Here is a 22890-nt window from a genome sequence, read left to right on the forward strand (position 1 = left end):
AAGCCACTATGCAGCTTGATGGCGTAGTGCTATTCAACTTAGGGCGACGTTCATTTTACAGATTGCAGTAGGTAAATAAAAAGGCCGCCATTTGGCGGCCTTTGCAGTTTATAGTGCGACTTTCAAACGCAGATAGTATTCACGTCCCATAAAGAAGGAGGAATGAATAGGGTCAGCGTTATTGCCATTGCCGGTAGCAAACGGCGGCTCTTTATCAAAGATATTGGTGATACCAAAGCTTAGCTGTGAATTAAAGGTATCCAGGTGATAGGTGACCTGTGCGTTGTGCATCACAGCGCTGCTGATGTTGTGCGTAAAGCCTTTCAACGTGCCGCCTTGATCCTGAGACACTTCCAGCATGGAATCGGTGTAATACACATTCCAGGTTGCGCTGATATCGTCCATCACCCAGTTCAGGGTGCCGTTGATGCGATGTTCAGGGATAGCATGTTGGCCGTTCATACGCTGACCGGCTTTGTCACGGGTGGGAACACCAGGCTCGATGATTTCATGCAGATCCACATAAGACCAGTTCAGCATGGTTTTAAAGTCACCGATAGCGGTGCTGCCAATGTCATAAACAAATTCAGCATCCAAGCCACGACGGTTGATACCGCCAAGGTTTTCATTAAACACATCTACCCCGGTAATCACACCGGCAAACTCGCCGCTGCGTACACGGTTAACCGAGTCGCAGTACAAGCCGTTATCCATACATTCACGCAGTTTAGTTACTGCGCTGATGGTGCCAACGGCATTGTCCAGCTTGATATCATAGAAGTCGAACGTCATGGACGCTCTGTCCAGCCAGCTCGGCTGGTAAATGATACCCAGGGTTTTAATCTTAGCTGTTTCAGGCTGCAGATCTGGGTTGCCACCGGTATTAGTACGAATCTGGCCAATGGTTTCGCTATATGAGCCGTCCGCCGGTACACCCGTGTTGATACAATTCTGATTCGGATTGGCAATGGCACAAGGGTCATCGCCGTTCTCAAATGCAGGCAGCTGCCCTTTAAACAGCTCGACCACGTTAGGCGCACGGAAGGCTTCTGACCAGGTACCACGGATGCTGAATTGGTCATTCAACGCCCAGAACACGCCCACTTTTGAGTTGGTAGTGGAACCGAAGGTGTCATAGTCGGAGTAACGCGTGGCCAGGTTCAGCTCTAAAGACTCCACCAGCGGTGCGTTAGCCAATAGTGGCACGACGGCTTCCAGGTAGGCTTCATTAACCGTGTAGCCACCACCGGTTGGACGGCCTAATCCATCGGTGACCAAAATATTGATAGACACCGCGTCGGTTTGATTTAGCGCTTCAATTTCCTGTCTCTCCAGACCGAATGACAGCCCCAGTTCACCGGCCGGCAGTTCATAGGCTATACCGGCAATGTTGGCACTCATGACCTTAACTTCGTTAAAACCATGTTGCAGACCCGGCCAGTCGCCAGACAGGTAATCGAGCATTTCCGCGGTGATTTCGGAGTCGGTACCCGGCTGACCAAAGATGTTTAAAGGTACACAGCCTGCGATCAGTTGGGCCGGGCTTGCGCCACAGCGAAGTACGCCTTGATCATCAAAGTGGGTTGGGCCAACCGCATTCTTGGCCGCTGGCCAGTTGAATATGCCGGTCTTCATACGCTTATTGTCATTGCGGCCGTAGTTGTATGCCAGTTCCCAGTTCCAGAATGCATTAAACTCACCGGACAGGGCCATGGCGATGCGGTACTGGCTGTTTTCCACGCTGTTGATACGACCGTTGGTTTCAACCATACGGCGGGCCCAGTCGTTTATCGCGTAGGGGTTGCCGTTTGCATCCTTTGGACCATACATCTTGTTGTAGTAGTTGTCAGGAGAATAGGTGAAATCCAGATAGCCACCCCACACGGGCACCAAAGGTTGCGGGGCACCGTTAGTGGTGGAACGGCGATGTGAATACAAAGCTTCAAAGTTAAAGGTTACCGCATCAGAGAATGCCATATCACCCAGGTCATACTCACCGAAGGCACTCATGCTGTATCGCTCAAATGGCGTTTGCAGCAGGCTTGGCTCTTGATAGTTATACAGATCGTTGTTGGGCAGGGTTTTATCTAACACGGCAGGACGCCACTCACCGAACTCAGGGCCACGGGTCACCTGAATATCGTTGCCGTTGGCATCTTTAACCTTTAATAGGCTCCATGGTACTGCTGAGCTTCCGCCTTGCCCCAGGCTGCCATCGGCATTCAAAGTCCAGTCGTAGCGGCTGAATTCACGGGCGCCGGCGTAGACTTCTTGTTTTTCATCGTAGCTGGCACTGAGCATAAAGCGGCCTTTGTCGCCAACGATGCCGGTGACCAATTCCAGTGACAGGGTTTCAGCATCACCTTCACCGGATTGACCCACTTCCGCTGTGACTTCAAATATGTCATCAGCCTGACGGGTGATAATGTTCACTACGCCAGCTATCGCATCTGAGCCGTACACAGAAGATGCACCATCGAGCAGAATTTCTACCCGGTCGATGATGGCGGTTGGGATGGCACTCAGGTCAACCGCTGCATCCGCACCATTACCACCGTTAGGCAGACGGCGACCGTTTAACAATACCAAGGTGCGCTGTGACCCTAAGCCGCGCAGGTCAAAGTTAGTTACACCGGATGTATTGCCATTATCACTGGGGTTGGGAGCGCTGGCAGATACAGTCAGCGTTTGCAGCAGGTCACCCACATTGCTGTAACCGGTATTTTCCAAGTCCTGGCGACTGATCATGGTCACAGCACCTGGCTTGCTTAAATTGGCACGGGGGATACGTGAGCCGGTCACCAGGATCTTTTCGGCATCCTGATTGGCTTGTTGCTCCTGTGCCTGAGCCGACGTTGCGGGAAGTGAGGTTGCCAGCGTCGTCAGCGCAATTGAGAGGGCAGAAAGTCTGAAATTCTTTGTCATGATGTAGTTCCTCTGTGTCTTGTCCGTTTTGTGGAACGTTCCATTTTTGTTTTGTAACGAAGCTCCACATGTTGGCCGTTGAGAACCTTAATTTCCTTGCGTCAAAAACGTGTTTGATCCGCTATACACCTGACTTACGGCAAAATAGTCGGCGCCCCAAGCAATGCTGGGATGTAAAATAGGTTGTTAACGACTTGTGTATTAATACCACGTCATGGAACGTTCCAACAACTGTTTTAGACTTTTTTGCCATTGTCCTACCTTGATTCAAACTGAAAGCGGCTGAAATAGGAATTATTCTCTCAGAAATATAAATTGCTAACGCAAATGCAAGTCGTTATCATTTGTGTTGTTTGGCGGGGTGTGGATATTCCGTCTGGTTATTTCTGTATGGAGTGGTTCATGTCACAGTTTTCTCTGCAATATCTGTCTACAGCTGTTGCCCTAGGTTTATCTTTGCCCGTTATTGCCAACCCGGCACCCCCTCAGGATGTAGAGACCATAGTGGTGACTGCGTCGGGATTTGAACAGAAACTGGTAGATGCCCCCGCCAGTGTTTCTGTGATCAGCCGTGTTGAACTGCAAAATAAACCTTTTACCAGCCTGGCAGATGCATTACGGGATATAGAAGGCATAGATGTGGGTAGTGGTCAGGACAAGAACGGTAACATCAGCATCACCATGCGCGGTTTGCCTTCTGACTACACCTTGGTCTTGATCAACGGCCGCCGCCAATCTGATATCGGGGATATAGGTCCCAACAACTTTGGCAATAGCCAGTTTATGTATATGCCGCCATTGGAGGCCATTGAACGAATCGAAGTGGTGCGCGGGCCTATGTCTACCTTGTACGGTGCCGATGCCATAGGTGGTGTCATTAACATCATTACCCGCAAACAGATGGAAGAAACCGTAGGCAGTCTGAGTGTCGGCTCCACGTTCCAGCAGGATGACCAATATGGTGACGACCAAAAAGCCGACTTCTATCTGACCGGCCCCAGCGGCATCGATAATCTGGCCTATACCCTAAGGGCCAGTATTTATGACCGCGAGCAAAGCGAACCGACTTATGCCGACAGCCTGCCTTTACCAGGTGGTGGTACCTGGACGGATGAAGGCAGTTTTGGCGATAAGAAAATTGTCGCAGCGAAAAACTGGAATGCGGGTTTTAGCTTGAACTATGCCTTTAGTGACACCCAGGAACTGGCCTTTGACTATGACATTGCCAAGCAGCGTTATGATAATACGCAAGGGCAGACTGGCACCCTGGATAGTCCCATCAGCCTGTGGCGCAGCCGTGGCGGTATCATTCAGCCGAGGGTTGGTTACACCCCTTACCAGCGTGTAGAGCGTGAACAATTTGTCTTGTCGCATATTGGCCGTTGGGAGCAGGGTACCCTGACCAGCAGTTTAACGCGCAGTCGCAGTGAAAATTTTGGTCGTTCATTACCGCTGACAGTGCAGGAGCGTAGTGATTTACAGGCTATCTGGGATCAGGCTGTGCTTGATCAGGGCAGCAATAAACCAACCTTGACTGAGGCGTTATACGACAAGCTGGAACAGCAGTTTTTACCCAGGCCGTTACGCAATCTGAAAATCGACAATCTGATCCTGGACACCAAGTTTGAATCTCAGTGGCAAAACCATTACTTCGTCGTTGGTGGCCAGTATTTCAGCGCGGAAATGGAAGACGGTGTATTCGGCATGTATGGTGACGGTTTCCGGCAAGGTACCAGCCAGAAACACAGACAATGGGCAGTTTTTGCTGAAGACAGCTGGGATCTGAGCGACTCACTCACAGCGGTGTTTGGTGGCCGCTATGATGATCACAACATCTTTGGTGGTCAGTTTAGTCCTCGTGCTTATCTCAATGTGAGTCTGAACGAAGACTGGACGGTTAAAGGCGGTATCAGCACGGGGTATAAAACCCCTAAGCCCAATCAGCTGTTCCCCGGTATAGTGGGTTTTGGCGGGCAAGGGGTTCATCCTTTCGTCGGTACCCCGGATCTGCAGCCCGAAACCAGTGTGAACTATGAAGTCGCCGCCTACTATCAGGGTAGTGGTTGGCTAAGTGGTAATATCACGCTGTTCTACAACGACTTTAAAGACAAGATTATCAATCAGGATAATCTGCCAAACTGTGAAGTGGCGGCAAGTGGCCAAGCCTGTGTGGAAATCGGTCCGGGTTGGGCCGGTTTAGGCTATACCAGTTTCTCTCAGGCAGATAACGTAGATGAGGCTGAAACTCGCGGAATTGAATTGGCTGGTAAGCTAAGCTTTACTGACAGCCTGAGCCTGAATGCCAACTACACCTACACCGACAGCGAAGTGAAAAGTGGCCGTGATGCGGGTTTACCTCTGGTCAGCACACCCAAGAATATGTTGAACGCTACCTTTAACTGGCAAGTACTGGAGGACCTGAACCTGTCGTTAATAGGTGAGGTACGCAGCAAGCGATTCCGCGGTACCGCTGATGTGCAGGGGCCACAAGGGGCAGAAACTGTCGAGCTTTACTATAAGGCTTATGAATTGCTGCATTTGGCGGCGCGTTATCAGGTCAACGACAAGCTGACTATTCATGGTCGTATTAACAACCTGTTGGACGAAAACCTGTCCACCCGCACCTGCTTGTTGTCGGCAGATGAATTGGGATATGAATGCGCGTCTGACTACAACACTACCGAAAAAGCCCGTAGCTTCTGGGTGTCGGCCAATTACCTGTTCTGAGTCGCCGAGTAACTAAATTCATCATCTTCGATTTGAAAATCCCCGCTTTGCGGGGATTTTTTTAGCTAAATAGTCGAATAAGTAAAATTTCATTGTCATTTCCGGCAGATTATTGCTATCCAATAGCCTTAGTTTTTCTTGTAAATTCAAGACCTCCTCATGCCCAGAGCGACACTTACCACACTGGCATCTCCTCTTCTCAGTCTACTGGTGTACTCCATTGGTCATGGACTGCTGACGACCTTACTGACCCTGAGAATGACTGCGGAAGATGTCTCGCCAACTCTGATTGGTATGATTTCAACGGCCTATTTTGCTGGCTTGATGCTGGGTTCTTTTATCAACAGCAAAGTTATTATGCGGGTAGGGCATATCCGCGCCTACGCAGCCTATGCATCCATCCTTTGCAGTCTGGCTTTATTGTTCGGGATTTTTGTCGCTCCCGAATCATGGATGCTGCTGCGTCTAATCGGCGGGTTTGCGACTGGGGGATTACTGGTGGTGATTGAATCCTGGATCATCGTCAGTAGCCCTGTAGCTCACCGGGGGCGAATTATGGCGCTGTATATGGTGCTGTTTTACGCGGCCATGATCTTGGGGCAAATGGCATTGAAGCAGCTCGATATTATGACACTGCTACCCTTTGTGTTTGCGGCACTGGCCTGTTCTTTGTCTGTATTGCCGCTGGTGCTCTCTAAAGTCAGTGTGCAGCATCTGGAGCGTCATGAAAAACTGCCCTTTTTCAGTTTGATTCGTCTCACACCTACGGCCGTATTCAGCTGTTTTATCTCTGGCCTTATCCTTAGTGTGGCATACGGCCTGTTGCCGTTTTTCTATGCTAAATCCGGTATGCAGATTAAAGATATCGCCGACATGATGGCCTACCTGATACTCGGCGGACTCTGTCTGCAATACCCTCTGGGACGCTTGTCTGACCGTTTTGACCGGCGTTTGGTATTGATCTGTCTGTTCAGTGGCATCTTGCTGGTGGGATTGGCATTTGTATTACTGGATCCAAGTGGCAACAGCACGCAAGCCGCCATATTAACCCTGATGCTGGGTGGCGTGATTTTCGCGGTTTACCCCATCAGCCTCAGCCAGGCCTGTGATGAACTTAACCCCTCACAGGTCGTGGCGGCTAATCAAGGGTTATTGCTGTGTTACAGCATAGGGGCCATGAGTGGTCCACTGTTGGCACCTGTGTTTATTCACCAATTCGGCCCGCAAGGTATCTTCATTTACTTTGCCTGTGCGTCGGCAATTTGTTTGCTTTTCCTTATCTGGCGGCGCTTAGTGCGAGAACCCGTGCCGCTGGAAGATCATGTGGCATTCTCCACCAGTACGCCCAACACCCCTGTCATGGCAGAGTTAGACCCGCGAGCTGACGCATCCCCTTTGATGCCGGATGACCCCGCCCAGGATTATTACGACAAACGCTGACAAGGTTGCGATAAATTGTTGTTTATGCAAATGGGAATGGTTTGCATATTTAATTCTATCCGTTTAAAGTTTGCGGCATTGACCCGTTAACGGGGTTGTCAGCCGAGATGTTTTGTTATGTCCAGAGGTGCGCTTCGCTCCTTTTACAGCAGCAGCCGCTGGCTGCATATTTACTTGTCTACCGCCTTATTCGCTTTGCTGGTGTTTTTTTGTATCAGCGGCGTTGTGCTCAATCATATCAGTTGGCTGGACGATACGGGTGAGGCCGGCGAGCAGCGTCTTGAGGTTCCTGTTTCGTGGCACAGGCTGGAAGCGGCTCCTGAGCAGCTAATCGCGGAGGTTGGGGCTTACCTGCAAAGCCAGCACAACCTGCGCGCTCCTCGTGCAGTGGATTGGTCAGCCGATGACCAGGAGCTGGTATTGGACTACGCCTTACCGGCGGGCTTTGCGTTAGTCACGTTGGATCTCCAGGGCCGGGAATTACTGCTTGAGTTTCATAAAGGCAACTGGTTGTCGGTATGGGGGGATCTGCATAAAGGACGACACAGTGGCCAAGCGTGGTCCTGGGTGATTGATGTGTCGGCGGTTCTGATGCTGTTGTTTGCCCTCACCGGCATGGTGATCCTGTTGCAAAACCGCACTAAACGTCGCTCCGGGCTGATAGCTGCAGCCTTAGGCGTGATAACCCCGGTACTGATTTATGTTCTGTTTGTACCAACACTTCTGGGAGTTTAAGGATGAAATATGCTGCTCTGGTGCTCGCCGCCACCCTAATTGGTGACTATGCCGATGCCGCACAGCTTGAAATAACCCTGAATCAGCCAGCACTGGATGTTCAGCCTTATCACCGCCCTTACATTGCCGTATGGGTGGAAGATAGTCAGCGCAATGCGGTTGCCACTATTGCACTGTGGAAGCAGCTGGAAGAGGGCGATAAATGGCTCAAAGATCTGCGCCAGTACTGGCGTAAGGTGGGGCGTAATGCTGGTAGTGAGATCGATGCGGTAACCGGTGCCACACGTCGCCCTGGCGCTCATCTGTTGCACTGGGATGGTAAGGACAGTCAGGGTAAGCCGCTGCCGGCCGGAGAATATCTACTAAACATCGAAGCGTCACGGGAAGAAGGCGGCAGAGACTACCACAGAGTGGCCTTTGAGCTTGGTAAGCAGGGGCAAATTAACTTACCGGCCAAAATCGAGCTGGGCCCAATTCAAATCAGTGTGAAATAAGAAGGAATGTTGCAATGCGTATAAAACCCATAGCGCTATGGTTTAAAGCGGCTGGCCTTGCCGGTCTGATGTTAAGCAGCCAGGCGGCGCTGGCTCACGCCCGTTGGTTGGTGCCCAGTCATACTAATCTGTCTGGCCAGGAAGCGCATGCCATTGCGCTGGACCTGAGTATTTCCAATGATATTTTCCATGCCGACAAAAGCTATGGCAATTCCGCCGATAAGGGGCCAAGCGGGCGCAGTAAACCTCAGCTTATCGCCACTGCGCCAGACGGTAGCCGCAGTGACGCAATCGCTTATGTGGACTTACTTCGAAAAAGCGCGGCTGGTGTTACGCTGAGCCAGTCTGGCACTTATCGTATTGGTTTGGAGCAGCCTGCTATGCTGTTTACCTTTTATAAGGATGCCAATGGCGAGCGCGGCCGGGTTTTCGGTGGTAAGGACAGCCAGGAGATCCCATCAGGCGCCACTTCTTTGTCTACCACCCGTATGCAGGCCAGAGTGGAAACCTTTGTAAGCCGCAACCAAACCACCGACATTAAGCCCACCGGCCAGGGGCTGGAACTGGGCGGCGGCACTCATCCCAATGATCTGTTTACCGGTGAAACTGTTCGCTGGCAGTTATTGCAGGACGGCAAGCCGGTAGCTGAAGGCACGCAAGTGACACTAATGCGGGCCGGTACCCGATATCGTAACGAGCGAGGGGACATCCAGCTTAAAACCGATGCACAAGGTTTTATTCAAGTGTCGTTTGAGCATGCCGGTATGTACTTGCTGGAAGCTGGGGTAAACCGTGAATCTGATATTCAGGGTATAGATACCGAGCGGGCCTCGCTATTTTTGACCTTTGAAGTCGTACCAGCCTGATATTTCAGCAGATCGGTGCAATATCGATCTGCGCCACCTTTCTCCTAACTTTTTGATTATTAATGACTAATTATGGGTGTCTCAATTTGGGGACATCCTTATGCTCCTACTGATAAAGGGATCTCTTGCGAAACCACCTGCTTTGCACAATGGCTGTCGGCAATTTGAGACAGTTATGCACGGAGTAGGGCATGTATGTTTGATTAACTCTATGTTTTGGCTGGTGAATATATAATTGGTTCAGTTCTTGATTGGCTATCTGCCGAGTAGTAACCGAAATATAGGAGCACCCTATGAAACCCATGTTATCCGTTTTTCCATTAGCCCTGGCGTTAAGCGCCTGTGGAGGCTCTGGCAGTGATAGCGAACCTGTTCCACCAACACCCACCCCTACCTCAACTTTCTTTTCTCTGGCCGTTTCCGATGCGCCTGTTGATGAGGCGCAGGCGGTGGTTGTGTATTTTGATGAGGTGGAGCTGATAAGTAGTGAAGGTAATCAGCGCTTCTCTGTCACGGATGAAAGTGGAAACCCCAGAAAAGTAGATTTGTTGTCTGTGCAAGGGAGTGCTTTTGAGTCCATTGTATCTGCGACGGAAATCCCGCTAGGAACCTATTCGCAACTGCGCGTATCCGTTACCGATGCGTCCTACATCGAAATGAATGAAGGCACCTTTCCATTAAAAGTTCCCAGCGGTGAACTGAAGCTGGATGGATTTACCGCCCTGCCTAATGTGCAGGCTGCTTACACCCTGGAATTTGATTTGCGTAAATCTCTGGTCGACCCAGTTGGTCAACAGGTTATTTTCCTTAAACCCCGCGGTGTCAGATTGGTTGCCAACAGCGAAGTGGGCGTACTGGAAGGGACTGTAGCATCAAGCCTGATTGAGGATGCCAGTTGTGCTGACAAGGTTGACCCTCTGGTAGGTAACGCGGTTTATCTGTATGCCGGTAAGGACCTGGCGTTTGATAACCTCGGTGATGATGCTGACAGCCCGGCTGATGCCAATGAAGTGTCACCATACAGCATGGCAGCCGTAACCTTTGATGAAGCCACGTCAACTTACCGTTATCAGGTTGGTTATGTCGGCGCAGGTGATTATACGCTGGCCTTTACCTGCCGTGCGGATCTGGATATGCCTGAGACTGATGAGGGGCTGGATGATGGCTTTGTACTGATGCAGGCCAAGGAAACCGCGGTGTCTGCAGGGCAAACAACAGTGCTAGATTTCCCCTGATCGCTAGTGCCGACAGGGCTGTCACCCTGTTGGTTGCTTAGTAAACAATAAGGGTGTCGGGAATTGGCAACAACCATATCCCGACATTTTTATTGGAAGATGCATAAGATGTTGAAATTAAAGGAAAATAAAAGTTGGCCCGCATCTTGATATGTATTTAGTAACTCGACGAGTTGGTGCCACTCCTCCGACTCGACGAGCTCCAAACGGGCCGGCATTCGCCCTTAAGAGTGCCATTCCCTGAAGGTGTTTTGGCCGTACCACTTTGGTACGGTCTTTTTTTTATGTTCAGGATGAACGGTATGCCGTGGGTTCATGGATGAACAGGAACGGCTATCTGCCGTAAGGTAAATACCTGGGCTGCCAGCCAAGATTCGTTCTGGCTTTTTCACTGCACAGTTGTTGATGCAGTCCATAGCCTTCCGTCCAGGTGCCGTAGGTAGCAAACCAGTCGCTAATAGGGACGCGTTTTACCGCTTTGTCGGCAAGTCGCCCGGCGAGCGTTACTGCCGGTATATGCGACGCACAACCAATATACTCCTCGCCATCTTGGCCCCGTTCAATTACTAAGCGATAAAGCCTGGCCAGATCCCGCCGTTCCACGATAGGCCAACTGAGATTCTCGATATCAGGAATAGTGGGCTGGCCGTGACGTTCAAGTTCCCAATGCAGGATCGGCATGGCAAATTGTTGCGCCTCGCTAACCACATTGGCCGGACTGACCCTGCGCAAACGAATATTTGGCTGTGTTGCTAACCAGCTGCTGTTATCCAGCATCCATTGAAAGTCACGAATAGACTGTGGCTGATTTTGTTCGTTGATCTGGCCCGCTTGGCTGCCAAAGGTCCAGCAACCTGTGGTGTAGACAACCAGCAAGGGTTCAGTGCGTTTGAGGGCGGCTTTAGCTACCGCTTGCATTAAGCGTAGGTCGACGTCCCCCATGTCATCACCAAACCCACAGGCGGAGTGAATCAGCACATCAACCTCGCTAAGCGCATCAACCCAGTTTTCCGGTGCGTTAATATCACCCATCAATGTGCTGACATTGTCGGGTAGTGAGGCAGCACTTTTTGCACTTCGGCAAAGTGCGGTCAGCCGATACTGGTGGACTAATAACTCGGCTACAACGGCTGAGCCTATACTGCCTGTGGCGCCTGTCACTAAAATATGTGGGGGCATCTGTTTCTCCTAGTGTTTTTAGCATCCTAACGGTTCTACCCGGCAAAAACACCAGTGCAAGACTGGCTGTGGCCGTTAGGTCGATTTTCACGGCCAATAGGTCGGTACCCGTCTGGTTTACACCACGTGGGCGACAAAAGATGTGCGAAATTGCTGAGGCGGCAAACCGCTGTACTGTCGAAAGTTACGGATAAACACATCACTGGATTGAAATCCGCATTGCTCGGCAATGCTGCGCACAGAAACTTGGCTAGCACTGAGCATATCGGCGGCTTTCAAACAGCGCCAGTGGCGAATAAATGTCTGGCAGGATTGGCCGGTCAAACACCTAAAGCGGCGGGTAAAAGCCGAGCGTGACAAGGCGGCGATGGCGGCCAGTTCATCGAGTTGCCATTGATGTGCAACGTTACTGACAAAGGCCAGTAAAGCTGGCGCTAGGTGACGGTCATGCATGGCGCGCAGTAAGCCTGGGTTTAATTCAAATTGGCCCAGAGCGCGGAGAATTTCCACCAGTAACACTTGTAAGAGTTTTTCCATCACCAGTGCTTGGCCTGGCTGCTCCTGGGCGTTCTCTGCGTGGATCCATCTCAATAACTGACCCAGACGGCAGTCAGCAGGCGCATCGAGAATCAGGATCTCGGGTAAGGTGGCAGTGAACAGGTCCGGTAACTGCAGATTGTGTGACGGGAATCTGATGTAGCCACAGAGGATTTCGGTTGGCTCACCGCAGCCGCCGAGCACCATCTGTTCTATTTGCTGACGGGTTTTGTTGCCAAACAGGCTATCCACATCCTCACAGCTGGCATCGGGGCTGCTAGCCACACTGTGTGCCGTGCCTTTTGCCAACAATAATAGTTGGCCGGGCTTTAACTGCCTGACCGGATGCCCCTGCACCAGCAGATAACAAGGGCCATTTAAAACATAGGTAAAGGCACATACGTCCTGTTTACCTTCTTTTATCCCCCAGGGCGCGCAGGCTTTGACTCTGGCGAATACTTCGCTGTGCGGAGCCAGGTAATGGATGAACTGACTGAGGAGGTCACCTTGTTGCATTTAGCTGTCCTAAAGGTTGGTTGTCAGCTTGAAACTGGCTGTGTATGGCGTCCAGCGCTTGTGTTCGTGCCCAGCGTTGACGAGGGTCATTGTCGAGCCTGGTGGGCCAGATAAGGCAGTACTCTGCCAAAGGTGTGGCAAAAGGCACAGCTTGCCAGCTTAAGTTAAATTGTGCCTGATAACTGCGCGCCACCCATTCGGGGATAATCAGCAGATAGTGGCTGCCCGGCAGCATGGCCAGGGCAGCCATCAGGTAGGGGATACGTAAGCTGACCCGCCGCTGTATACCCTGATTGGCCAGCAGGGTTTCCATGGCGCCCTGCTGTTTAACCCCCAAAGGGATGAGAATATGCTCGGCCTGCAGGTAACTGTGCATATCGAGAGGGCGGCACGCCAGCGGGTTATCAGCACACATGGCCACCACATAGTTATCCTGGTGTAACACCTGCACGCAGATATCGGCGGCGCAGGGCTCGTTCAGACATAACGCCATTTCAATCGGGGTAGACGACAAGGTGCTGGTGAGATCCGCTGTCCAGGGCCGGATATCCATAGCCAGACCCGGTGCTTGCCGCTGAATATGCTTGCAAATTGCCGGTAGCAGGCGGCTGGCAGCAAAATCGTTACAACTGACTATCAGCCGGCCCTGGTCTGTGGCAGGTTGGTAGCGGGTTTCGCCCAGCAGGGCGAGCATCTGGGTGATGGCCGACTGAATTTGTGGCAGCAGTTGCTCGGCCCGGGCGGTGGGCTGTAAACCCTCTGCACTGCGTAAAAACAGCGGATCGGCAAAAATATCCCTGAGTTTTACCAGCACGCGGCTCATGGCCGGTTGCGATAAATTCAGCCGGGTGGCGGCCCGCCCCAGGCCTCTTTCCTCGTACAACAGCACGAAGGCTTGCAGCAACTGCATATCCAATTGTCTGGCACGATTATGTTTCATTCGAATTCCGGATGGAGGGAATCTGCAATATGCATTATTCGGATGTCGCATAGGCTAGCTATGCTAGGGCTGAAATTCAACCTCAATGGATTAACTATGCTGACCCCAATGGTGATAGTGTTTTTGTTAACCCTGCCACGCTGGCTATATCCCTTGTGCAGGTTTAGAAAGCTGCTCCCGCTGGCCTATGTTCATGGGCTTGCACTCGCGTATGTCTTTTTTTCAATCGGCCATTTTGTGGCAACGGAAGGTATGGTCGAAATGCTACCAGCCTGGACACCCATGCCTCGCTTGCTGGTGTATCTGACCGGTTTACTGGAAGGCATAATTGCGGCGGGCCTGCTGACCAACCGCTGGCGCAGACTAGCTGCCACGGGAGCCTTGGCCACTCTTATCCTGTTTTTCCCAGCTAATCTGTATGCGGCGTTTAATCATACCGGCTTGGGGGGACATCAATGGGGCCCGGTTTACTTGCTGATTCGGGCACCTTTGCAGCTGTTGTTGGTGTATTGGACGTGGTATTTCTGCTTGCCCGGCAATGGCCGAGCTGACTGGACGCCCTCGGCGCAACCTGACAATCGCATGCTTTAACGGTTGTTCACCGCCGAGCCGCTGAAATCGCAAAGAAACTTTTCAGGCGATAAGCTGCAAGAAACTCTGCGTATCCGGCGCCTCTGCGGTGAATCATTGACTCTAAGCTAGTAGTATCGCAGTTCGCGTACCTTGCCCCAAAATACCCGGTACGACCAGACGGTATAGGCCAGGATGCAGGGCACCACGATCAGGGCGCCCACCAGAATAAAGCGCAGAGAGGCTGGCGCACTGGCGGCCTCAAAAATGGTCATCTTGCCCGGTACAATATCGGGGAAGAAACTGATTGCCAGGCCCTGGAAGCAGAACAGAAAGATAAACAGGGCAATGATAAAGGGCACCCAGCAACCTGAGTCGTCAGCCAGCGGCATGCGCTTGAGCACCTGATGGCAGATGACAAATAAACAGAGGCTGACAAAGGGAATAGGCCAGATAAACAGGGCAAAGGGCAGGCTGGTCCAACGTTCCAATACCGCAGCATTGATAAGCGGATTAACCAGGCACACCGCCAGCACCCCAACAAAGCAGATCCAGCCGGTTTTACGTGCCCAGTGAATGGCTTTAAGTTGCAGTTCACCCTCGGTTTTCATAATCAGCCAGCAGGCACCAATAAAGCAATAGGCGGCGGTAACGCCGAAACCACTAAGCAGGGCAAATACTTCGGCTTGCAGACCATGTTCAAAGCCCATGATATACATGCCCAGCATGTAACCCTGCATAAAGGAAGCAAGCAGGGAGCCAAACTTAAAGGCCTTATCCCAGTTTGCCTTGCGGGTTTGCTTGACCTTGGCGCGAAAATCAAAGGCTACCCCACGTAATATCAGGCCAAACAACATAAAGGTAGCGGGCAGGTACAGCTCTTTAAGCACCAGGCTGTGGGCACTGGGGAAGGCGATAAAGAGCAAGCCGACGGCCAGTACCAGCCAGGTTTCATTGGCGTCCCAGAACGGGCCGATTGAAGCAATCATCTGGTCGGCCTTTTGCTCATGTTTAAGGGGCAGTAGAATGCCTACACCCAAATCGTAACCGTCGAGAATAGCGTAAACCAGGATGGCTAATCCCATTAGGCCAACAAAGATATAGGGCAGGTGTGCATCCAAAATCATCAGTTTGCTCCTTGGGCCAGAGGCGCGTTGTCTTTGTAATTGGAGTGCTCTTCGGGTTGAATTTCTTCTATTTCCACTGCTTTGCGAGCCATCAGCATCAGGGTACGGATATAAGCCACCAGTAAAAAGGCGTACAGGCTGATATACAGCACAAAGGTTAGCAACACATTGCCAGAGGCAATATCGGTAACCGCATCGGCGGTACGCAGCACACCGCTGACCAGATAAGGCTGACGGCCAATCTCTGTCACATACCAACCCGCCAGGGTCGCCAGCCAGCCCGAGAAGGTCATGGCCATCGTGGTCTTCAGCATCCAGGGCGATAGTTGGCCTTTACGCCACAGTTGATAACTGCCAACCCAGGCTACCAACAGCATCAGCATGCCAATACCGACCATAATGCGAAAGCCATAGAACACAGGTTTTACCGGCGGGTGCTCGCCGATAAACTCGTTCAGGCCGCGAATTTCACCGTCCATTTCATGGGTCAGAATCAGACTGGCCATATTGGGAATACCAATGGCGAAATGGTTGGTGCGCTGCGCCTCGTCAGGAATGGCGAACAGCAGCAGTGGGGCGCCTTGTTCGGTTTCCCAAACCCCTTCCATAGCAGCGACTTTTTGTGGCTGGTGCTTAAAGGTATTCAAGCCGTGCAGGTCGCCCACCAGAATCTGCAGTGGCATCAGTATGGCGGCAAAGGTCAGCGCAGTTTTCAGGGCCAGACGGGGAGCGCGTTTAGTGTCGCCCCGGTAGATGCGATAGGCCGATAGACCGGCCATCAGGAAACTGGCGGTCAGGCCGGAAGCCAGCAACATATGGGCTAAACGATAAGGGAAGGATGGATTAAAGATCACCGCCCACCAGTCCAGCACATGGGCCACGCCATCACGCATTTCAAAACCCTGGGGCGTTTGCATCCAGGAGTTCAGCGCCAGGATCCAAAACGCCGATAATGAGGTGCCAATCGCCACCATGCAGGTCGCCAGAGTATGTACCCAGTTCGGTACCCGACCCTGGCCAAACAGCATCACGCCAAGGAAGGTGGCTTCCAGAAAAAACGCGGTCAGCACTTCATAGCCAAGCAGCGGACCGGCAATATTGCCGACCTTCTCCATAAAGCCCGGCCAATTGGTGCCGAATTGGAAGGACATGGTAATACCTGACACCACGCCCAGCGCAAAGCTCAAGGCGAAGACTTTTACCCAAAAACGATAGGCGCGCATCCAGACCGGATCGCGGGACAGATCAAAACGAATTTTGAAATAGCACAGCAGCCAGCACAGGGCGATAGTAATAGTCGGGAATAAAATGTGGAAACTGATATTGGCGGCAAATTGCAGCCGGGACAGCAACAGTACGTCTTCCATCCGGTTTCTCCGATTGGGGTTAGAACTGTCCGGCCAACCCGGCCGGACCTTAAGTCGGCACAGCGGCCCGCAGGTTAGCGGTTTTCTTTGCGCTCTTCCTTGCCGATAAACTTATCTTTCATATCCAGCACTTTGCCGACACCGGAACTGAGTTTAAGCAGGGTATTGAGGTTATCCGGGCTTAAGCGCTGTAACTCGTTGGTCCATTTGGTCACAGACTCAAGCAGGTCGTGGATTTCCTGCAAACGTTGTTGGGCGTGCTGCTCTTGTGAGTTGGACGGCTTGTCTAGCAGCATATCGCGCAGCAGCGACAAGGTGGGGTCAATTTCGCGTTTACGGCGCTCTTCCATCACCCGCTTAGCCATATCCCAGATACTGCCAATAGCGCGGAAATAGTCCTTGCGGTCCCCCGGCAGGTGAGACAGTTGTACCAACTGCCAGGACTGCAGTTCTTTCAGGCCCATACTGACGTTGCCACGGGAGATATTCAGGGTTTCAGCGATATCATTGGCGGTCAGCGGCTCTGCACTGATCACCAGTAGGGCATACATCTGCCCGACGGTGCGGTTAAAGCCCCAGCGGCTGCCCATTTCGCCGAAGTGCATCACAAAGCTGGTAAGGTTTGGAGTCAGATTCATGGTATTTCTGAAGTTTCAGTAATTTCTGAAAATTATAAATGTTTATTGATCTGGCGCAAGAACTTTGGCGGATTTTTTGTTGTGGGATCTCATTGGTGTTGTCAAAACGTCTCAAGTTGTTGTCATGGCTGTGTTACCTTTCCTCGCTGAGGCTGATTGGTTCGAACACGAAGCGGACTTTGCTAGGGATATTTGATTGCTTAGTTCAAAATAAGGGTAGATCATCAACATAAAGCTGTGCCATTAATCCCGCCCGACAAAATCAAGAAACGCTAATCGTACAAACAAGTTTGTATATTTATACAAATTACAGCGCCTGTCCGATTTATCGGGGGAACATCACTCAAAAAATCCCATTATCCACGAAAAAATTGTAGGAAAGTCTTTTTTACTTTGGCTATTTGGAAATACTGATAAATTGGAAATCTTGGGCAGTGTGGTTGCTTGCGCACTGATTCACACTGATAAACAAAATAATTAAAAGGGACTTTATGCATTATTCACATCTATGCAGAAGCATGCTGCTGCTGGCTTGCCTTTTACCTTTGTGGGCTAGTGCTGCGCCTTCTCCCGCTGACTTTGCCGCTGACCATTCTTTTGTGGATACCGAACTTTCTCCTAATGGCGAATTATTAGCTGTAACTATCGTTCATGAAGGTAAGCGTCAACTGGCAATTTTCCGAACCCAAGACAAGAAAATGGTGGGAGGGGCTAAGTTTCCTGGTCGTCAGGAAACAGGGCAGGCGTACTGGGTAAATAATGAACGCCTGGTGATTAAGCTTCTTGAGAGTGAACCCTGGGATGAGCAACCGAAGTTTTATGGCCAGCTTTTTGCCGTGGACTATAACGGTAAAAATGGTGAATTAATCTATGGCGTAGGCGCGGGGGAGAGCAAAGCCAGTAGGTTACGTAAAAAGGAAGACACCTTTGGCTGGGGGGATGTGATTAGCATCTTGCCGGACGACCCTATGCATATTCTTATCTCCTCAACTCCCATGTCTGATGGTGGTGAACGTCGAGCCACTATACACAAGCTAAATGTCTACGATGGCAAAATGAGTAGTGCCTTAACTCGCTCTCCAGTTTCTTATGCGCGTTTTATTACCGACGGCAATGGCAACCTGAAGATTGCCTTTGGCCGGGATGCTGAGGGTGACAGGCGAACCTTTCGCTATGAGAACGAGCAGTGGACGGAAATTAGTGCAGAGTTCGGGCCAGGTTTTTACCCACTTGCACTAAACGAGGCGGGTGACAAACTCTATTATCTTGATGATCCAAAAAAGGATCTGAAAGGTCTGTTTGAGCTGGATATGCTAAGCGGCGCTAAGCGGGAAATCTACACAGATGATCAGGTCGATATCACCTCTGTCACCTATAGTTCGGACGGCAATAGCATTTATGCACTTCGTGTTGACCCAGATTATCCCACTTATGTGATGCTCAATAGCAGTAATCCCGAAGCGGAACTGTATCGCCAGTTCTTAGATAATTTTCCTGGGTACAAGATTTCTATTACCAGCCGCAGCGATGATGGCCGCTGGTGGTTGTTGTATGCAAGCAATGATATTGATGCCGGTACTTACTACCTGTATGACAAAGAAAAGCATGCTCTTCGGCCGATGTTTGCCAATTTGTCACATCTTAAAGCCGAGCAACTGTCGCAGTCCGAGCCTGTTAGTTTTGTTACTTCTGATAAAGTAACAATCTCTGGATATCTCACTTATCCACAATCTGTCTCTAATGAGCAGAAAGTTCCGCTGGTTGTATTGGTGCACGGAGGACCACATGGTGTGCGGGATTACTGGTCTTTCGACCGGGAGGTACAGCTTTTGGCATCTCAAGGGTATGCCGTATTACGGGTGAATTTCCGCGGCTCCGATGGTTATGGTCGAATGTTTCGAGAGGCGGGCCATAGGCAATGGGGCGGCCTGATAATGCGGGACATTATCGAAGGAACTCGTTGGGCTGCTGGGCAAGAGCGGATTGATGCGAGCAAAATTTGCATAATGGGGGGCAGCTTTGGAGGTTACGCGGCAGTGCAGGCCGCCATCGTTGAACCTGATTTATACCGCTGTGTGATAGGCACCGTAGGGGTTTATGATCTGCCGCTGATGTTCGAAAAAGGAGATATTCCGGAGCTACTTTACGGGGAGAGCTATCTGACCGATGTGTTAGGTAAGGATGAAGCGCAGTTACGCGCCTTTTCACCGGTATATAACGCCGACAAGCTTAAGGCGGCCATTATGATTGCTCACAATAAAAAAGACAGGCGTGTACCCATCGAGCATGCCGAACGATTACGTGATGCACTTGACCAAGCCGATAAGCCTTATGAATGGTTTATTAAAGATACCGAAGCACACGGGTTTTCTAATGCGGCTAATCGCGCAGATTATTATCAGGCTGTCAGCCAGTACTTAAGCAAGCACTTGGGCGGATAATCTTTCGTTACCACAGATTGCATTGGGCCTGACCTCTTCGCGACGGCCTTACTACCCCTTCCATGACTCCTTACTATTGATTGAAAGAGATTGACAAGCTCGGCTAAATCGCCAAACTAATACTGTGTATATTTACAGTGCTTTGTGATGCGTAAAATTATTCACATTGATATGGACTGTTTTTTCGCTGCGGTGGAAATGCGTGATGACCCCGCGTTGCGTTATGTGCCGCTAGCGATTGGTGGTAGTGCAGATCGGCGAGGCGTGATTTCTACCTGTAACTATCAGGCGCGCAAGTTTGGTGTGCGCTCCGCGATGGCTACGGCGCTTGCATTCAAGCTCTGTCCGGATTTGGTCTTGCGCCGCGGTCGTATGGATGTCTATGTGCAGGTTTCCAGGCAAATCCGTGAAATATTCGCTCGCTACACCCCACACATTGAACCCTTGTCACTGGACGAGGCGTATCTGGATGTTAGTGATTCCATGTTGTTTGGTGGCAGCGCCACGCTCATTGCCGAGGATATACGCCGTTGTATCCTGGCCGAAACCGGCTTGACGGCCTCTGCTGGCGTGGCGCCTTGTAAGTTTGTGGCCAAAATTGCCAGTGATGTGAATAAGCCAAACGGTTTATGTGTTGTCCCGCCTGCACAATTAGATGAGTTTGTTCAAAAGTTGGAGCTGAAGAAAATTCCAGGGGTAGGCAAAGTAACCTGGGATAAGTTGCAAAGCATGGGGCTGAAAACCTGTGCCGATGTGCGCCAGTACCCCTTCGACAAATTGCTTAAGCAGTTTGGCAAGTTTGGCCCTGTATTGTGGCAGCGTGCTCACGGGTTAGATGAGCGCAACGTACATCATGACAGGCAGCGTAAGTCTGTTGGTGTGGAAGTCACCTTGCCGCAGGATATACAGGACTTCAATCAATGTTGGCGAGTGATCGAGGAATTGTTTCCGCGGTTGCGTAAACGGCTTGGTCAGTGCCAGCCTGATATGAGCATTCAAAATCAGGGTATCAAATTGAAATTTGCTGATTTTCAGCAGACAACTGTCGAACTTAAGCATGGGCGCTTAGAACAGGATTTTTTTCGTGCCTTGTTGTCTGAAGCATTGAATCGTCAGGCTGGCCGGGGCATACGTCTGGTTGGATTGCATGTGGCCCTGCCAACTGAAGCTGACAGTTTACAACTCGAGCTACCCTTATCCTCTGTTGAGTGTCATTAAACAGACAGGCAAAATAGCCGGCCATATTCAATGCATCAGCCCTTCATAATGGGTGGTGTTAACAATGAGGCTAGTTATGGCATTTCCCCAAGCAAAAGTTGAACATGATCTTCTTTCCGCAATTTCCCCTGACAGCACCTGGGATGCTGTGATTGTTCTTGCATCAGATGTAAACAGCATTGATAACCCTAAGCTTGTGCAGCAGATCATGCAGCATCAAAAAGTAGACGCCAGAATCGGCCGTGAAACCGTATTAATGGTGAGCCCTGATGTAGCCGGCGGGCGCTTGGTGTTTGCTCCAGTTGGCAGCCTGCAGCGAGATATGGATGATGTAAGACGTATTGCGGATGCGGCCAAACAAGCGGTGTTGATGGCCCGCGAAGCCGGTGCGGTAAACCCGCTGTTGGTGCTGGGGGCGCTGCCGGACAGCCCGGCTTTTGTTCACGCATTGGAAGTTGCCTATCTGGCTGCCTGCCAAGCCTTATGGCAGCCGTTGGAAGCAAGAGAAGCCCTGAATGAAAGTGAGATTGAGCCCATAAGGAGTATTGGTCTATACAGCGCAAGCCCAGTAGATTGTGACTGGCTGATCGCGGTGGAGGCCGGGCGTCGTCTGGCTCGTGATCTTTGTGGTACTGAACCTGAGCGCATGTCTCCGCCACAATTTGCTGAATACTGTCAGCTGGCTTTTGCCAATAGCGCCGTAAAAGTTTCAGTGATCAGCGATGATGCGATCTTGCGTCGTGATTATCCGCTTTTACATGCAGTAGCCAGAGCGTCCACCCATGTTGAGCGTCACCAACCCCGCGTTATTCGCCTTGAATACACCGGCCAGGGGACTATTGAAAACACGCTGTTATTGGCAGGTAAAGGCATTACCTTTGATACCGGTGGGGCGGATTTGAAAACCGATGGCCACATGGCTGGTATGAGCCGTGACAAGGGCGGTGCAGCAGCGGTAGCGGGCTTTATGCTGAGCTTGGCCAAGTATCAACCCAAGGGTGTGAAAGCCATCGCCGAAATTGGCGCGGTGCGCAACAGCATTGGCTCCGATGCCTTTGTGGCAGATGAGATTATTCCTAGTCATGCTGGCGTTCGAGTGCGGATTGGTAACACCGATGCGGAAGGGCGCTTGGTGTTGGCGGATTTATTGTCGCATCTGCGGGAGGATGCTTTGCACGCGGTGTCACCCAGTTTGTTCTCGGTCGCGACCCTGACGGGACATGCTGCCCGCGCTTACGGTCCTTATACCGCGTACGTGGAAAATGGCGCCGCGCGTCAGGCGGATTGTGGTAACAAGTTGTGCGAACTGGGTGATCTATGGGGGGATCCCGGTGAGACCTCACGTTTGCGTCGCGAGGATTATGATTTTGTTCGTCCGCGCAGCAAAGCAGATGACATTCTTTCCTCGAATAACGGTCCGTCAGCCGTCACCTTGCGAGGTCATCAATTCCCCGCAGCGTTTTTATGTATAGCGTCAGGCTTGGATAAGCACGAACTCAGTAGTGAATTACCCTTACCCTATACGCACGTGGATATCGCCGGTAGTGGCGTAGAAGGTGGCGATTGGCAGCATAGCAAACCCTCAGCGGCGCCGGTGACTGCCCTGGCTGCTCGTTACATGCCCAAGGGTTGAGTATTTGTTTTGCCATTGCAGGTTAGCTCTGCAATGGCACTCTGCGCTAAGTAGCCTTTTATATGGCAATTCGGAGGAATTATGGGGTTACAACCCGGCCTTTACAGGCATTACAAAGGTAAGGATTACGAAGTTATTGGCGTTGCCCGTCACTCAGAAGATGAGTCACTGCTAGTGGTATATCGGCCCTTGTATGGTGAAAGAGAACTTTGGGTGAGACCTCTGACGATGTTTGATGAAATGGTTGAGGTGCAAGGAAAGCTGGTAAAGCGTTTTGCCTTTATCGGTTAGTTAAAGAAAAG

Annotated in this window: 18 protein-coding genes; 11 read left to right on the top strand and 7 right to left on the bottom strand. The window is 51.1% G+C overall.

The features are described 5' to 3' along the window. Positions 1-108: 108 nt before the first annotated feature. Positions 109-2925 carry a TonB-dependent receptor domain-containing protein gene (locus KJY73_RS14010; protein WP_214344335.1) on the bottom strand — a complete coding sequence of 939 codons (2817 nt, stop codon included), beginning with the start codon at positions 2923-2925 and terminating at the stop codon, positions 109-111. A 402-nt stretch (positions 2926-3327) separates the two neighbouring features. On the opposite strand from KJY73_RS14010, the gene KJY73_RS14015 reads away from it, so the two are divergent. From KJY73_RS14015 to KJY73_RS14040, 6 genes are all read left to right on the top strand, one after another. Further along, on the top strand, positions 3328-5652 hold the full coding sequence (locus KJY73_RS14015) for a TonB-dependent receptor domain-containing protein (RefSeq protein WP_214344336.1): 2325 nt from the start codon (positions 3328-3330) through the stop codon (positions 5650-5652). A gap of 159 nt (positions 5653-5811) precedes the next feature. Next, positions 5812-7092 carry an MFS transporter gene (locus KJY73_RS14020; protein WP_214344337.1) on the top strand — a complete coding sequence of 427 codons (1281 nt, stop codon included), beginning with the start codon at positions 5812-5814 and terminating at the stop codon, positions 7090-7092. A 117-nt stretch (positions 7093-7209) separates the two neighbouring features. Beyond that, a complete protein-coding gene (locus tag KJY73_RS14025; RefSeq protein WP_214344338.1) occupies positions 7210-7827 on the top strand; it encodes a PepSY-associated TM helix domain-containing protein in 618 nt (205 codons plus the stop codon). Between the two features lie 2 nt (positions 7828-7829). Further along, the gene (locus KJY73_RS14030; protein ID WP_214344339.1) at positions 7830-8321 is read left to right on the top strand and encodes a DUF2271 domain-containing protein; all 492 of its coding nucleotides are present in this window, start codon (positions 7830-7832) and stop codon (positions 8319-8321) included. A 14-nt stretch (positions 8322-8335) separates the two neighbouring features. Continuing rightward, positions 8336-9187 carry a DUF4198 domain-containing protein gene (locus tag KJY73_RS14035; RefSeq protein WP_232848606.1) on the top strand — a complete coding sequence of 284 codons (852 nt, stop codon included), beginning with the start codon at positions 8336-8338 and terminating at the stop codon, positions 9185-9187. A gap of 293 nt (positions 9188-9480) precedes the next feature. Further along, positions 9481-10422: a DUF4382 domain-containing protein gene (locus tag KJY73_RS14040; protein ID WP_214344340.1), complete on the top strand. Its 942-nt coding sequence runs from the start codon at positions 9481-9483 to the stop codon at positions 10420-10422. A gap of 333 nt (positions 10423-10755) precedes the next feature. Here the strand turns inward: KJY73_RS14040 and KJY73_RS14045 are convergent, their stop codons facing one another. The 3 genes from KJY73_RS14045 to KJY73_RS14055 all read right to left on the bottom strand — a co-directional run bounded on the left by KJY73_RS14045 (position 10756) and on the right by KJY73_RS14055 (position 13594). Further along, the gene (locus KJY73_RS14045; RefSeq protein WP_214344341.1) at positions 10756-11601 is read right to left on the bottom strand and encodes an NAD(P)H-binding protein; all 846 of its coding nucleotides are present in this window, start codon (positions 11599-11601) and stop codon (positions 10756-10758) included. 117 nt (positions 11602-11718) lie between these two features. After that, positions 11719-12654, bottom strand: coding sequence for an AraC family transcriptional regulator (locus KJY73_RS14050; RefSeq protein ID WP_214344342.1), 936 nt, complete (start codon positions 12652-12654; stop codon positions 11719-11721). Beyond that, the gene (locus KJY73_RS14055) at positions 12641-13594 is read right to left on the bottom strand and encodes a LysR family transcriptional regulator (RefSeq protein ID WP_214344343.1); all 954 of its coding nucleotides are present in this window, start codon (positions 13592-13594) and stop codon (positions 12641-12643) included. The genes KJY73_RS14050 and KJY73_RS14055 overlap by 14 nt, the downstream gene beginning before the upstream one ends. Positions 13595-13690: 96 nt before the next feature. On the opposite strand from KJY73_RS14055, the gene KJY73_RS14060 reads away from it, so the two are divergent. Further along, entirely contained in the window at positions 13691-14185 is a 495-nt protein-coding gene (locus tag KJY73_RS14060; protein WP_214344344.1) for a DoxX family protein, read from the top strand. A gap of 107 nt (positions 14186-14292) precedes the next feature. Here the strand turns inward: KJY73_RS14060 and KJY73_RS14065 are convergent, their stop codons facing one another. From KJY73_RS14065 to KJY73_RS14075, 3 genes are all read right to left on the bottom strand, one after another. Next, a complete protein-coding gene (locus tag KJY73_RS14065) occupies positions 14293-15291 on the bottom strand; it encodes a cytochrome d ubiquinol oxidase subunit II (protein WP_214344345.1) in 999 nt (332 codons plus the stop codon). Next, positions 15291-16658: a cytochrome ubiquinol oxidase subunit I gene (locus tag KJY73_RS14070; RefSeq protein ID WP_214344346.1), complete on the bottom strand. Its 1368-nt coding sequence runs from the start codon at positions 16656-16658 to the stop codon at positions 15291-15293. The genes KJY73_RS14065 and KJY73_RS14070 overlap by 1 nt, the downstream gene beginning before the upstream one ends. A gap of 74 nt (positions 16659-16732) precedes the next feature. Then, positions 16733-17296, bottom strand: a complete 564-nt coding sequence (locus KJY73_RS14075; RefSeq protein WP_206593270.1) for a GbsR/MarR family transcriptional regulator — start codon at positions 17294-17296, stop codon at positions 16733-16735. Between the two features lie 491 nt (positions 17297-17787). Here KJY73_RS14075 and KJY73_RS14080 point away from each other — a divergent pair, with 491 nt between their 5' ends. From KJY73_RS14080 to KJY73_RS14095, 4 genes are all read left to right on the top strand, one after another. Then, positions 17788-19737 (top strand): alpha/beta hydrolase family protein, encoded by a 1950-nt coding sequence (locus tag KJY73_RS14080; RefSeq protein WP_214344347.1) that lies wholly within the window; start codon positions 17788-17790, stop codon positions 19735-19737. A 147-nt stretch (positions 19738-19884) separates the two neighbouring features. Then, positions 19885-20955: a DNA polymerase IV gene (dinB, locus tag KJY73_RS14085; protein WP_214344348.1), complete on the top strand. Its 1071-nt coding sequence runs from the start codon at positions 19885-19887 to the stop codon at positions 20953-20955. Between the two features lie 76 nt (positions 20956-21031). Beyond that, entirely contained in the window at positions 21032-22588 is a 1557-nt protein-coding gene (locus KJY73_RS14090) for a M17 family metallopeptidase (protein WP_214344349.1), read from the top strand. Positions 22589-22669: 81 nt separating this feature from the next. Beyond that, positions 22670-22879, top strand: coding sequence for a DUF1653 domain-containing protein (locus tag KJY73_RS14095; protein WP_214344350.1), 210 nt, complete (start codon positions 22670-22672; stop codon positions 22877-22879). The last annotated feature ends 11 nt before the right edge of the window (positions 22880-22890 follow it).

Origin of the sequence: Bowmanella yangjiangensis, assembly GCF_018531185.1 — a bacterium.
GTDB lineage: Bacteria > Pseudomonadota > Gammaproteobacteria > Enterobacterales > Alteromonadaceae > Bowmanella > Bowmanella yangjiangensis.

Excerpts from the sequence above, each read along its gene's own strand:
- KJY73_RS14025 (WP_214344338.1), top strand. The coding sequence starts at position 7,210 with ATGTCCAGAGGTGCGCTTCGCTCCTTTTACAGCAGCAGCCGCTGGCTG.
- KJY73_RS14020 (WP_214344337.1), top strand. The coding sequence starts at position 5,812 with ATGCCCAGAGCGACACTTACCACACTGGCATCTCCTCTTCTCAGTCTA.
- KJY73_RS14030 (WP_214344339.1), top strand. The coding sequence starts at position 7,830 with ATGAAATATGCTGCTCTGGTGCTCGCCGCCACCCTAATTGGTGACTAT.
- KJY73_RS14060 (WP_214344344.1), top strand. The coding sequence starts at position 13,691 with ATGCTGACCCCAATGGTGATAGTGTTTTTGTTAACCCTGCCACGCTGG.
- KJY73_RS14065 (WP_214344345.1), bottom strand. The coding sequence starts at position 15,291 with ATGATTTTGGATGCACACCTGCCCTATATCTTTGTTGGCCTAATGGGA.
- KJY73_RS14055 (WP_214344343.1), bottom strand. The coding sequence starts at position 13,594 with ATGAAACATAATCGTGCCAGACAATTGGATATGCAGTTGCTGCAAGCC.
- KJY73_RS14080 (WP_214344347.1), top strand. The coding sequence starts at position 17,788 with ATGCATTATTCACATCTATGCAGAAGCATGCTGCTGCTGGCTTGCCTT.
- KJY73_RS14035 (WP_232848606.1), top strand. The coding sequence starts at position 8,336 with ATGCGTATAAAACCCATAGCGCTATGGTTTAAAGCGGCTGGCCTTGCC.
- KJY73_RS14070 (WP_214344346.1), bottom strand. The coding sequence starts at position 16,658 with ATGGAAGACGTACTGTTGCTGTCCCGGCTGCAATTTGCCGCCAATATC.
- KJY73_RS14090 (WP_214344349.1), top strand. The coding sequence starts at position 21,032 with ATGGCATTTCCCCAAGCAAAAGTTGAACATGATCTTCTTTCCGCAATT.
- KJY73_RS14010 (WP_214344335.1), bottom strand. The coding sequence starts at position 2,925 with ATGACAAAGAATTTCAGACTTTCTGCCCTCTCAATTGCGCTGACGACG.
- KJY73_RS14045 (WP_214344341.1), bottom strand. The coding sequence starts at position 11,601 with ATGCCCCCACATATTTTAGTGACAGGCGCCACAGGCAGTATAGGCTCA.
- KJY73_RS14075 (WP_206593270.1), bottom strand. The coding sequence starts at position 17,296 with ATGAATCTGACTCCAAACCTTACCAGCTTTGTGATGCACTTCGGCGAA.
- KJY73_RS14015 (WP_214344336.1), top strand. The coding sequence starts at position 3,328 with ATGTCACAGTTTTCTCTGCAATATCTGTCTACAGCTGTTGCCCTAGGT.
- dinB (WP_214344348.1), top strand. The coding sequence starts at position 19,885 with ATGCGTAAAATTATTCACATTGATATGGACTGTTTTTTCGCTGCGGTG.
- KJY73_RS14050 (WP_214344342.1), bottom strand. The coding sequence starts at position 12,654 with ATGCAACAAGGTGACCTCCTCAGTCAGTTCATCCATTACCTGGCTCCG.
- KJY73_RS14040 (WP_214344340.1), top strand. The coding sequence starts at position 9,481 with ATGAAACCCATGTTATCCGTTTTTCCATTAGCCCTGGCGTTAAGCGCC.
- KJY73_RS14095 (WP_214344350.1), top strand. The coding sequence starts at position 22,670 with ATGGGGTTACAACCCGGCCTTTACAGGCATTACAAAGGTAAGGATTAC.